Below are 12033 nucleotides of genomic sequence, written 5' to 3'. Positions count from 1 at the left end.
CGCGCTTTCTCCCCGTAAGGCGAAAATGCCCGCCGTGTCGCTCAATATACGTTTATGTACTTTTACGCCCGGGGTAAGGCTGCGGGCGGTACGGCCGTTTCGGCCTTCGCGGGGAGTTCTGGGAGCCCTTCATGACAGAGCGCACGTCCGACACCGGTGCCGCCATGTCGCCGCCGCCCCTGCCGACCCCGGAGGAACGGTCCGGCACGGGCCCCGGCGGAGCCCCGCCCGCCCCGGACGCGGACGTCGGGCCCGGCGCCCCCACCACCCGGGTGAAACCCAGCGCGCCCGCCAAGCCCCTGAGCACCCGCCGCCCCCGGTCCGCCGCGAAGCGCGCCGCCAAGCCCCCGGCCACGGCCCCGGTCCGCCACGACCCGGCTCACGCCCACGCCCACGCCCCGGCGCCGGTTCCCTCAGCCGCCGACGCGCCCGCGGAGCCGGAGGAGCCGGAGGAGCCGCAAGAGCCGGACGAGGTGCCCGAAGACCCGGCCGCCGCGGAACCCCCGCCTCCACGCCCCGTCTTCGACACCCCCGGCGACGCCTTCGACGCGCTCTACGCCGCCCACTCCACCGCCCTCGTCCAGCAGACGTATCTGCTCACCGGGCGGCGGCGGCTGGCGAAGGAGGCCGTCGAGCGCGCCTTCCACCTCGCCTGGCAGCGGTGGCCCGAGGTCGCCACCGACCCCGACCCGGCGGGCTGGCTGCGGGCGGCGGCGCACGAGTACGCCCTCTCCCCCTGGCACCGGTTCCGCCGCGCGCACCAACACCCCGACCATCCCCCGGCCGACCCCGAGCTCCGTACGCTGCTGCGCGCGCTGCTCGACCTGCCGCCCCGGTACCGCCGCACCCTCCTGCTCTACGACGGCCTCGGCCTCGACCTGCCCGAGACCGCCGCCGAGACCGAGGCCAGCACCCCGGCCGCCGCGAACCGGCTGCTGCACGCCCGCGAGGCCGTCGCCGTCCGCGTACCGGAGCTCGCCGCGGCCGCCACCCCCGAGGCGCTGTCCGCACTGCTGCGGCGGCGCATCGGCGAACTCGCCCTCGCCGGGCCCCAGGCCGTGACCCGCCTTCCGGGCCCCCGGCGCGTACGCACCGGGGGCGAGCGGCGCGTGCGGGTCTGGACGCGCGCCGCCGTCACCCTGACCGCCGTCATCGTCGGCGCGACGGCCTTCACGCTCTCCCACGCGCCCACCCACTACATCCCGCCGATCGCCCCCGGCCAGCGCATCGGCGACGTCCCGCTCAACAGCGGCCCGCAGCGGCAGGGCGAGGAGGACGTGGAGCTCCACCGCCAGCTGCTCGAAGAGCCCGCCCACGGGCCGGAACGGCTGGTCCCGGAGTTCCGCTGAGCCCCGTGACACGCGCGTGGGCCCGCACCCCCGTTCAGGGGTGCGGGCCCACGCGCGTACAGAACTACCGACCGGAAGGTCAGCCCGCGAGGATCTCGCGCGCCAGCTTGGCCGTCTCGGTCGGCGTCTTGCCGACCTTGACGCCCGCGGCCTCCAGGGCCTCCTTCTTGGCCTGGGCCGTGCCGGAGGAGCCGGAGACGATGGCGCCGGCGTGGCCCATGGTCTTGCCCTCGGGCGCGGTGAAGCCCGCGACGTAGCCGACGACCGGCTTGGTCACGTTGGCCTTGATGAAGTCGGCCGCGCGCTCCTCGGCGTCGCCGCCGATCTCACCGATCATGACGATCAGGTCGGTGTCGGGGTCGGCCTCGAACGCGGCGAGCGCGTCGATGTGCGTGGTGCCGATGACCGGGTCGCCACCGATGCCGACGGCCGACGAGAAGCCGATGTCACGGAGCTCGTACATCATCTGGTACGTCAGCGTGCCGGACTTCGAGACCAAGCCGATACGGCCCGGCTTGGTGATGTCGCCCGGGATGATGCCGGCGTTGGACTGGCCCGGCGTGATCAGACCGGGGCAGTTCGGGCCGATGATGCGGGTCTTGTTGCCCTTGGCCTTCGCGTACGCCCAGAAGGCGGCGGAGTCGTGGACCGCGATGCCCTCGGTGATGACCACGGCGAGCGGGATCTCGGCGTCGATCGCCTCGACCACGGCGGCCTTGGCGAACGCCGGCGGCACGAAGAGGACGGACACGTTGGCGCCGGTCTTCTCCATCGCCTCGGCGACCGTGCCGAAGACCGGGATCTCGTGGCCGTCGATGTCGACGGACGTGCCGGCCTTGCGCGGGTTCACACCGCCGACGATGTTGCTGCCGTCGGCGAGCATGAGCTTGGTGTGCTTCATGCCCGTGGCACCGGTCATGCCCTGGACGATGACCTTGCTGTCCTTGTTGAGGAAGATAGCCATGGCTCTGGTTTCCCTCGTCCCTTACTTCGCAGCCGCGAGCTCGGCGGCCTTGTCGGCCGCGCCGTCCATGGTGTCCACGCGCTGGACCAGCGGGTGGTTCGCGTCCGACAGGATCTTGCGACCCAGCTCCGCGTTGTTGCCGTCGAGACGCACGACCAGCGGCTTGGTGACCTCTTCGCCCTTGTCGGCGAGGAGCTGCAGCGCCTGGACGATGCCGTTGGCGACCTCGTCGCAGGCGGTGATGCCACCGAAGACGTTGACGAACACGGACTTGACGTCCGCGTCGCCGAGGATGATCTCCAGGCCGTTCGCCATCACCTGGGCGGACGCGCCGCCACCGATGTCGAGGAAGTTGGCCGGCTTCACGCCGCCGTGGTTCTCACCGGCGTACGCGACGACGTCCAGGGTGCTCATGACGAGACCCGCGCCGTTGCCGATGATGCCGACCTCGCCGTCGAGCTTGACGTAGTTGAGGCCCTTGGCCTTGGCCGCGGCCTCCAGCGGGTCGGCCGCGTCCTTGTCCTCGAGCGCCTCGTGCTCCGGCTGGCGGAACTCGGCGTTCTCGTCGAGGGAGACCTTGCCGTCCAGCGCGAGGATGCGGCCGTCCTTGGTCTTCACCAGCGGGTTGACCTCGACGAGGAGCGCGTCCTCGGCGACGAAGGTCTCCCACAGGGTCACCATGGCCTCGGCGACACCCTCGGCCACCTCGGCCGGGAACTTCGCCAGGGCCACGATCTCGCGGGCCTTCTCGATGTTCACGCCCTCGACGGCGTTGACCGGGACCTTCGCGAGGGCCTCGGGGGTCTTCTCCGCGACCTCCTCGATGTCCATGCCGCCCTGCACCGACGCCATGGCCAGGAAGGTGCGGTTGGTGCGGTCGAGGAGGTACGAGACGTAGTACTCCGCCTCGATCTCCGGGGACAGCTCGGCGATCATCACCTTGTGGACCGTGTGGCCCTTGATGTCCATGCCGAGGATGTCCGTCGCCCGGGCGACGGCCTCGTCCGGGTTCGCCGCCAGCTTCACGCCGCCGGCCTTGCCTCGGCCGCCTACCTTCACCTGCGCCTTGACGACGGACTTGCCGCCCAGCCGCTCGGTCGCCTCGCGGGCTGCCTCAGGCGTGTCGATCACTTCACCGGCCAGCACCGGTACACCGTGCTTGGCGAAGAGGTCCCTCGCCTGGTACTCGAACAGGTCCACGCGCGTCCGTCCCTTTTCAGTGGTCTCGCGGTTCGTTTTCTGCGTGGGCGTGCCGCGAAGGGCAACGTGACGGCGCTGTCACTGAGGGAGGCGTACACGGTGGCCGGGTACGCGGCATGTCCGTCTCGCAGGTTATCCCCGCCAGAGCGAGCTCCCTAAATCGCAGATCACACCGGAGCGGTGATACCTGTCACAGATCACCTGCTCACAGCGTGTCAGGTATCGGCAGCACCCGCTTCTCGATCGCCGCCGCCATGCTGCATCTCCCGGGGGACAACCCCCGGCCCCCCAGCCGGGAGGCCGACCCCGGCACCGGGTTTCAGACCTGGTCCGGTATCGGCAGAGCCCGCTTCTCGATCGCCGCCGCCATGATCTCCGGGAAGAGGTCGGGGGTGCAGGCGAAGGCGGGCGCTCCCAGGGCCGACAGGGCCGCCGCGTGCTCGTGGTCGTAGGCCGGGGCGCCCTCGTCGGAGAGGGCGAGCAGGGCCACGAACTGCACTCCGGACGCCTTCATCGCCGCCACCCGCTTCAGCATCTCGTCCCGGATCCCTCCCTCGTAAAGATCACTGATCAGTACGACGACGGTGTCGGCAGGACGGGTGATCTGCGACTGGCAGTAGGCGAGGGCGCGGTTGATGTCGGTGCCGCCGCCCAGCTGGGTGCCGAACAGCACGTCCACCGGGTCGTCGAGCTGGTCGGTGAGGTCGACGACCGCCGTGTCGAACACCACGAGCCGGGTGGCGATCGCGCGCATGGAGGCGAGGACCGCGCCGAAGACCGAGGCGTAGACGACCGAGGCGGCCATGGAGCCGGACTGGTCGATGCAGAGGATGACGTCCTTCTTGACGGACTGGGCAGCCCGCCCGTACCCGATCAGCCGGTCCGGGACGACCGTGTCGTACTCCGGCAGGTAGTTCTTCAGGTTCGCCCGGATGGTGCGGTCCCAGTCGATGTCCCGGTGGCGGGGGCGGCTGATCCGCGCCGAACGGTCCAGGGCGCCCGTCAGCGTCGCCTTCGTCCGGGTGGCGAGCCGCTTCTCCAGGTCCTCGACGACCTTGCGGACGACCGCGCGGGCCGTCTCCTTGGTGGTCTCCGGCATCGCCTTGTTGAGCGAGAGCAGCGTGCCCACCAGGTGCACGTCCGCCTCGACGGCCTCCAGCATCTCCGGCTCCAGGAGCAGCGCGGAGAGCCCGAGCCGGTCGATGGCGTCGCGCTGCATCACCTGGACGACCGAGCTGGGGAAGTACGTACGGATGTCACCCAGCCAGCGGGCGACGCTCGGGGCGGAGGCGCCCAGCCCGGCGCTTCGCTCCTTCGACGTTCCGCGCCCGGCGGAGCCGCCGTAGAGCGCGGACAGGGCGCCGTCCATCGCGGCGTCGCGCCCGGCGAGCGCGCATCCCGTGCCGTCGGCGCCCTGCTCCCCGCCGAGCACCATCCGCCAGCGCCGCAGCCGCTCCCCGGCGGCCGCATCGAGTTGTTCTGTGCTCACTTCCCCACTCCTGCCAGGTGGTCGGATGCCGGATCGTCGGACGGGTCCGGCGGGGTGCCGGGGCCGTGGGTGCTCGCGCCGAGCAGCAGCCGCAGCAGCGGCTCCACGGCGGCGGCGCGCTCCTCGTCCAGCCCGGCTCCGAAGCCGGGGGCGCCCGCGTCGGCCGGGGCCGGGCCCGCCGTGCCGGGGCCGCGCCGGACGAGCTCGCCGAGGGTGCGGCGCACACCCGGTTCGTACGCCGAGAAGGTGCGGCGCAGCAGCGGCAGTACGTCCATGAAGGCGTCGGCCGGGACGCCGGTCAGCCAGGTGTCCACCAGGGCGAGCAGCCGCTCGTCGTGGACCAGGAGCATCCCGCCGCCCGAGGCGCCCCCGACGAACCCCTCGATCCAGGCCGCCGCGTCGCCGGGCGGTGTCCCCACCGAGAGCGCCAGGCCCATGTGGCGCTCCACCTCGGCATCGTCGAGCCGTCCGTCGTCCAGGAGCAGGCGGACGGCACGGCCGCGGATCTCCCCCGCCACCGTGTCCCGCCCGGCCAGCCTGGTCAGGACCGACGCCCAGCGGTCCCGCAGGGTCGTCGGCCCCTCGGGCGCCTCGGGGAGCAGGGCCATGGCCGTGTGGACGTCGTCGATGCGGCGGCGCATCTCGGTGGCGCCGTCCGCGTCCAGGCCCGTGCAGGCGGGCGGCAGTCCGACGCAGATCCGCTCGGCGAGCCCGGTCGCGACCTCCCCGAGCGCGGCCGTCTCGGTGCCCCGCACGTCTCCGTAGCGCAGCGTGCGGGCCAGGGCGGGCAGTGCCTGGGCGAGGTGGGCGACGTCCGTGTCGAGCGCGGCCCGGTCGGCGAGCGCGCGCATCACCACCGGCAGCGCGTCGGAGAGCTCGGCGAGCAGACACCGCTCGGCCAGCGCGGTGATCTCGCCCAGGACCGTCGCCCCGGCGGCCTCCGACTCGGCCCGCGCGGTGGCGGCGGCCAGGACGGTGGTGCCCCACACCCCGGCTTCGGCCACCCGCACCGACAGCTCGGGCTCCCAGCGCAGCCGCCAGCTCTCCCGGAACGTGCCGGTGCTGCCCCGGGACGCCGACCGCTCGCCCCAGCCGATGCCGAGCAGGCTCAGCCGGTGCAGCAGCCGGCTGCGCGCGGCGTCGGTCTCCTTGCGCAGATCGAGCTCCAGCTCCCGCTCCAGCGCCTCCGGTTTGAGCCGCAGGGAGCGCTGGGCGCGGGTGAGGTCGCGCTGGAGCGGGACGGCCGGGGCCGCGTCCGGGACCTCGCCGAGCACATCGCCGACGACGAGGCGGTCCTGGACGAGGGCGAGCGGCACGTCGGAGCCCTCGCACATCACCGCCCGCACCGCGTCGGTCGTCTCGGTCAGGCCCGGCATGGGACGGCCGCGCATCGCGGCGAGCGTCCCGGCGAGCCGTACCGCCTCGATGACGTGGGCGGACGAGACCTGCCGGTCCTCCTCGCGCAGCAGCCCGGCTACCTTGGTCATCCAGCGCTCTACGGGCCGGTCGGGGGCGCCGAACAAGTGCCCGTACCAGCCGGGCGAGTCGATGCCCGCCCCGTAGCCGCTGTGCCGGGCCAGGCGGCGGTGGGTCCAGGGCACCCAGGTCAGCTCGGCCTTCACCTTGGGCAGGCCCTTGAGGAGCGCGCGGTCGGCGGCCACCGTGGTCCGTTCGGCCAGCGCGGGCACATGCCAGGCCCCGCACACCACCGCGACGTCGTCCCCGAACTCGCGCCGGGCGGCGCGCAGTTGCTGGCGCATATGAGCCTCGCGGATCAGGTCGCGCGCGTGGCCGCCGTCCCCGTACGCCTCGCGCAGCGCCGTCATGGCTTCGCCCAGGACGGTGAACGGGCCGTACGGATCGGCTCCCGGTGTGCCGTCGCGGTGCTCCACGACGTCCTCCCACCAGGCCTCGGGGTCGTCGTATCCGGCGGTTTGGGCGAGCACGCCGATGGGGTCGATCCGCAGGGCGGGCCGCTCGTCCTGTGCAGCGCTGTCGTCTTCCGGCTCGCCCTGCGGGTGTTCGTCGCCCGCCGCCAGGGAGTGGGCCGCCGGGAGGTCGATGAAGCGGACCTCCGCGCCCGCGTCCAGGGCCCAGCGCAGCGCCACCCACTCCGGGGAGAACTCGGCCATCGGCCAGAACGCGGCCCGGCGCGGGTCGTCCACCACATGGGCGAGCAGCGCGACCGGCGGCCGCATGTCCGGGTCTGCGGCGAGCGCGAGCAGCCCGTCGGCCTCGGGCGGACCCTCGATCAGCACCGCCCGGGGCCGCGCCGAGTCCAGCGCCGCCCGCACGGCCCGCGCCGACCCGGGCCCGTGGTGGCGCACACCGAGCAGCCAGGGGCCGGGCGGCACGGCCGCGTCCGGCACGGCCGCGTCCGGCGCGGCCGGGGACAGGACGCTCATGCCGACACCTCGCGGCAGGCGCGGTAGAAGTCCTTCCAGCCGTCGCGCTCGCGCACCACCGTCTCCAGGTACTCCTGCCAGATGACGCGGTCCGCCGCCGGGTCGCGGACGACCGCGCCGAGGATGCCCGCCGCCACGTCGCCGGAGCGCAGCACGCCGTCGCCGAAGTGCGCGGCGAGCGCCAGACCGCCCGTCACCACCGAGATCGCCTCGGCCGTGGAGAGCGTCCCCGAAGGGGACTTGAGCTTGGTGCGGCCGTCGCCGGTGACGCCGTCCCGCAGCTCGCGGAAGACGGTGACGACCCGGCGGATCTCGTCCATGCCCTCGGGGGCCGCGGGCAGGTCGAGCGAACGCCCGAGCTGGTCGACCCGGCGCGAGACGATGTCGACCTCCTCGTCGGCGGTCGCCGGGAGCGGCAGCACCACCGTGTTGAAGCGGCGGCGCAGCGCGCTCGACAGCTCGTTGACCCCCCGGTCGCGGTCGTTGGCCGTGGCGATGAGGTTGAAGCCGCGCACCGCCTGCGTCTCCTGGCCCAACTCGGGGATGGGCAGCGTCTTTTCCGACAGGATCGTGATCAGTGTGTCCTGTACGTCGGCGGGGATACGGGTGAGCTCCTCGACCCGGGCCGTCATCCCCTCGGCCATGGCCCGCATGACGGGGCTGGGCACCAGGGCGTCCCGGCTGGGGCCGTGCGCGAGCAGTTGCGCGTAGTTCCACCCGTACCGGATCGCCTCCTCCGGGGTGCCGGCCGTGCCCTGCACCAGCAGCGTGGAGTCGCCGCTGACGGCGGCGGCGAGGTGCTCGGACACCCAGGTCTTGGCGGTGCCGGGGACGCCGAGCAGCAGCAGCGCCCGGTCGGTGGCGAGCGTGGTGACCGCGACCTCGACGATGCGGCGCGGACCCACGTACTTCGGCGTGATCACCGTGCCGTCGGGCAGGGTGCCGCCGAGCAGATAGGTGGCGACGGCCCACGGTGAGAGCTGCCAACGGGCGGGCCTGGGCCGGTCGTCGGCGGCCGCCAGCGCCTTGAGTTCATGCGCGAACGCGTGCTCGGCGTGCGGGCGCAGGGCCTCGGCGGCGGCTCCCTCGACGCCGCTTCCGACGCCCGCGGAGTTGATTTCGGACACGGTCATGGATCCCCCTCCAGATCAGTCGACCCGATGTGACTCCACCGTGCACCACGCCACTGACAATCGACCTCGGCGAGGAGGAAAGCGCAGGTCAGGGCGATTGTCAGTGGGGGCATCTACCTTCGGAACCATGAATCAGCAGGGGGTGCGCTGGACGGCGGAACAGGTGCTGGCTCTGGCTCCTGACGCCGCGTCACGCAAGGCGGGCAGCAGGCTCGGCACGGCCGGGCCGTGGTCGGAGAGCGGCTGCGACAACACGAGCGTGTGGGGCCTGTGCGAGGGCAGCGGCAGCAGGCCGTACCAGACGGTGGTCGACACGGGCGGGCTCGGATACAAGTGCAGTTGCCCGAGCCGCAAGTTCCCGTGCAAGCACGCGCTGGGGCTGCTGCTGCTCTGGTCGGCGGACGAGCGGGCGGTGCCGGCCGTCGCGGACGGCGAGGTGCCCGGCTGGGCCGAGCAGTGGCTGCGCGGGCGGCGTGAGCGCGCGGAGAAGAAGGAGAGCGGGGCGGCGGGTCCCGCCGAGGCGAGGACCGCCGATCCCGAGGCGGCCCGGCGCCGCGCGGAGAAACGCGCCGAGCGGGTCACGGCCGGGGCGAGCGAGCTGGAGCAGCGCCTGGAGGACCTGCTGCGCGGCGGCCTGGCGGCGGCCGAGCGGCCCGGGTACGGGCTGTGGGAGGAGACGGCCGCCCGCATGGTCGACGCGCAGGCGCCTGGACTTGCGGGCAGAGTAAGGGAGTTGGGGTCGATACCGGGCTCCGGGCCGGGCTGGCCGGTGCGGCTCCTGGAGGAGTGCGCGCTGCTGCATCTGCTCGACCGGGCCTGGCTGGGCCGCGAGGGGCTGCCGGAGCCGCTGGCCGCCACGGTCCGCTCGCGGGTCGGGGTGCCCGCGCCACCGCAGGGCCCGCCGGTGCGGGACCTCTGGCAGGTCCTCGCCCAGTACGACACGGCCGACGCCAAGCTGACCACGCGCCGGATCTGGCTGTACGGACGGGAGTCGGGCCGCTCGGCGATGCTGCTCGACTTCGGCGCGGCGGGCCGGGCGCCCGAGCTCGCCCTGCCGGTCGGCCTGGCGATCGACGCCGAGCTCACGCCGTACCCGGGCGGCGGACAGCTGCGTGCCGCGCTCGGCGAACGGTTCGGGGCGCCGCTGCCGGCCGGGGGCCCGCCGCCCGGCGGCACGACGGCCGAGGCACTGGAGCGGTACGGACGGGCACTGCGGGACGACCCGTGGCTGGACGCGTGGCCGGTGACGCTGAGCGGGGTGATACCGGTGCCGCCGGGCGAGGGCGGTGGCGGGATTGGGTGGCAACTCGCGGACAGAGACGGCGAGTTGGCGCTCCCCGTCGCCCCGGGCGCGGCCGACCGGGCGGGCCTGTGGAAGCTCGTCGCGCTGTCGGGCGGCGGCCCGGTGACGGTGTTCGGCGAGTGCGGCCACCGGGGGTTCGCGCCGCTGGCGGGCTGGGCGGAGGGCGAGGCGGAGGCGGTGCGGCTGCTGTGAGGGGTGCGGGTTCGAGGGGTGCGGGATGGAGGACGGCGAGTTCGCGGGGTGCGGGTTCGAGGGCTGCCGTTTCGAGGACAGCAGGTTCGACGGCTGCCGTTTCGAGGGCCGCTGTGACGGAGGTTGCGCATATGTATGACGGAGGGAGGGCCACGATGTCCGCTGCCGTGACCGGGCACAGGGAGGCGGCCAAGGCCGGGGGCAGGGGCGGTTCCTGGGAGGAGCTCGTCACCGCCGCGTTGCTCGGCACCGAGCGGCGGCCCGCCGCCGGGGAGCCCGCCGCGCTCCTCGACGAAGCCGCGCTGCACACCGTCCGCCGCCGGGCGGGACTGCTGCCCGCACCCGCGCCCGTACGGCCCGAGAGGGCGCCGGACGACGGGCGGGCGGAGCTGCCGGAGGCCGCGCGGCGTCGGCTCGGGCAACTGCTCGCGGACCGTTCGGCGGCGGCGCACGCCGGGGGGCGGCGGGGGGCCGCGCCGGATCTGGCGGAGCTGCTGCCGCAGTGGCTGAGCGCGGCGGCCGAGCGGGGCTTCAAGGCGCCGCCCGCCCTGCTGCCCGCGCTGCTGGACGCGGCCCGGGCGCGTACGGATCTGCGGCCGCAGACGCTGACGTTCGCCGGGCCGCGCGGGACGTGGCTGGCCCGGCTGAACCCGGAGTGGCGGTTCGCGCTGCGCGGCGGGTCCGGCAGCGCGGTCCTGCCCGAGGCCTCGGACACCGAGGCGGTGCGGCGGCTGTGGGAGGAGGGGCTGTTCGCCGAGCGGGTGGCGGTGCTCGCGGCGGTACGGGCGTACGAGCCGGGCGCGGCGCGCGAGTTGCTCGCCACGACGTGGGCGGCCGAGCGGGCGGAGGACCGGCTGATGTTCCTCGACTCGCTGCGGACCGGGCTCGGCGCGGAGGACGAGCCGTTCCTGGAGCGGGCGCTCGCCGACCGCAGCCGCAACGTCCGGGCCACGGCCGCCGAGCTGCTTTCGGCGCTGCCCGCGTCCGCGCTGGCCGGGCGGATGGCGGCGCGGGCGGCGTCGTGCGTCGCGCTCGACCGGTCGGGAGACGGGGACGGGGCGCGGATAGCGGTGGAGGCACCGCACGAGTGCGACGCGGGGATGCAGCGCGACGGGGTTGCGCCCAAGCCGCCGACCGGGCGAGGCGAACGGTCGTGGTGGCTCGGCCAGTTGGTGGAGGCTGCGCCGCTGGGAGGCTGGGCGGGGCGGCTCGGGGGGCGTTCGGCGCGGGAGATCGTGGCGTTGCCGGTCGCCGACGACTGGGGGGACGAGCTGCACGCGGCGTGGTGCCGGGCGGCGGTGCGGCAGGGGGACGCGGAGTGGGCGCGTGCGCTCCTGGGCGTCCCCTCCGCCCCGCCGGGCGGCAACGCGGGGACGGTGTCGCTGGCCGAGCGGGCCAAGCTGCTGTCGACGCTGCCGGAGGAGGAACGGGCGGAGTGGGTCGCCGCGTTCATAGCCGCGCACGGGTTGTCGGAGGCGTTCCAGCTGCTGGGGGTGTGTCTGGTGCCGTGGTCGACGGCGCTGGGGCGGGCCGTCGTCGACGCGCTGGAGATCGCGCGGGACGCGGGCAGCTATCCGTGGAGCTTCAGCGGGGTGATGGGGCTGGCGGAGCGGTGCCTGTCTCCGGAGGAGGCGGGGCGGCTCGATGCGCTCACGGCTGTGCCGGTGGAGGAGGAGGGGGCGTCGCCGGGGGCGGGGGGTTACTGGGCGGAGGCGTTTCAGCGGCTGGTGGGGACGTTGCGGTTGCGGGGGCTGATGCTGGCCGAACTCGACGGCCCCCTGACGTGACTCCCCCGGGGGCTGCGCCCCGGCCCCCGTTCGTCTGCGGCCCCGGTGGGGGCTGGTCGCGCAGTTCCCCGCGCCCCTGAAATGCTCGGCTCCGCCCTCGCAACCGCCCGCCGCCCGCACCCCCAGGGGCGCGGGGAACGGCGCGAGCAACCGACCACGATCCGCAGACGAAAGAGGGGTTAGGGGCGCGGGGAACGGCGCGACCAGCCCA

General features: G+C 74.2%; 8 protein-coding genes. 3 read left to right on the top strand and 5 right to left on the bottom strand.

What is annotated here, in order from left to right:
- Positions 1–131: 131 nt before the first annotated feature.
- Entirely contained in the window at positions 132–1349 is a 1218-nt protein-coding gene (locus BX283_RS24725; protein WP_101389683.1) for a sigma factor-like helix-turn-helix DNA-binding protein, read from the top strand.
- 79 nt (positions 1350–1428) lie between these two features.
- Here the strand turns inward: BX283_RS24725 and sucD are convergent, their stop codons facing one another.
- From sucD to BX283_RS24700, 5 genes are all read right to left on the bottom strand, one after another.
- A complete protein-coding gene (gene sucD, locus BX283_RS24720; protein ID WP_101389682.1) occupies positions 1429–2313 on the bottom strand; it encodes a succinate--CoA ligase subunit alpha in 885 nt (294 codons plus the stop codon).
- A 21-nt stretch (positions 2314–2334) separates the two neighbouring features.
- The gene (gene sucC / locus BX283_RS24715) at positions 2335–3513 is read right to left on the bottom strand and encodes an ADP-forming succinate--CoA ligase subunit beta (protein WP_101389681.1); all 1179 of its coding nucleotides are present in this window, start codon (positions 3511–3513) and stop codon (positions 2335–2337) included.
- Between the two features lie 319 nt (positions 3514–3832).
- Complete coding sequence (locus BX283_RS24710; protein ID WP_101392555.1) at positions 3833–4948, bottom strand: VWA domain-containing protein; 1116 nt, start codon at positions 4946–4948, stop codon at positions 3833–3835.
- Positions 4949–4998: 50 nt separating this feature from the next.
- Positions 4999–7407, bottom strand: a complete 2409-nt coding sequence (locus BX283_RS24705) for a DUF5682 family protein (protein ID WP_257583760.1) — start codon at positions 7405–7407, stop codon at positions 4999–5001.
- Positions 7404–8540: an AAA family ATPase gene (locus BX283_RS24700; protein ID WP_101389680.1), complete on the bottom strand. Its 1137-nt coding sequence runs from the start codon at positions 8538–8540 to the stop codon at positions 7404–7406. Before BX283_RS24700 ends, BX283_RS24705 begins: the two co-directional genes overlap by 4 nt.
- A 127-nt stretch (positions 8541–8667) precedes the next feature.
- On the opposite strand from BX283_RS24700, the gene BX283_RS24695 reads away from it, so the two are divergent.
- Positions 8668–10035, top strand: coding sequence for an SWIM zinc finger family protein (locus BX283_RS24695; RefSeq protein ID WP_101389679.1), 1368 nt, complete (start codon positions 8668–8670; stop codon positions 10033–10035).
- Positions 10036–10190: 155 nt separating this feature from the next.
- On the top strand, positions 10191–11822 hold the full coding sequence (locus tag BX283_RS24690; protein ID WP_101389678.1) for a DUF5691 domain-containing protein: 1632 nt from the start codon (positions 10191–10193) through the stop codon (positions 11820–11822).
- The last annotated feature ends 211 nt before the right edge of the window (positions 11823–12033 follow it).

It is taken from the genome of Streptomyces sp. TLI_146, from assembly GCF_002846415.1.
Taxonomy (GTDB): domain Bacteria; phylum Actinomycetota; class Actinomycetes; order Streptomycetales; family Streptomycetaceae; genus Streptomyces.
Note: the sequence above shows the minus strand (reverse complement) of the source record. Positions and strands in the feature narration are given on the sequence as shown.

Excerpts from the sequence above, each read along its gene's own strand:
- BX283_RS24695 (WP_101389679.1), top strand. The coding sequence starts at position 8,668 with ATGAATCAGCAGGGGGTGCGCTGGACGGCGGAACAGGTGCTGGCTCTG.
- sucD (WP_101389682.1), bottom strand. The coding sequence starts at position 2,313 with ATGGCTATCTTCCTCAACAAGGACAGCAAGGTCATCGTCCAGGGCATG.
- BX283_RS24705 (WP_257583760.1), bottom strand. The coding sequence starts at position 7,407 with ATGAGCGTCCTGTCCCCGGCCGCGCCGGACGCGGCCGTGCCGGACGCG.
- BX283_RS24710 (WP_101392555.1), bottom strand. The coding sequence starts at position 4,948 with ATGGTGCTCGGCGGGGAGCAGGGCGCCGACGGCACGGGATGCGCGCTC.
- BX283_RS24725 (WP_101389683.1), top strand. The coding sequence starts at position 132 with ATGACAGAGCGCACGTCCGACACCGGTGCCGCCATGTCGCCGCCGCCC.
- BX283_RS24700 (WP_101389680.1), bottom strand. The coding sequence starts at position 8,540 with ATGACCGTGTCCGAAATCAACTCCGCGGGCGTCGGAAGCGGCGTCGAG.
- BX283_RS24690 (WP_101389678.1), top strand. The coding sequence starts at position 10,191 with ATGTCCGCTGCCGTGACCGGGCACAGGGAGGCGGCCAAGGCCGGGGGC.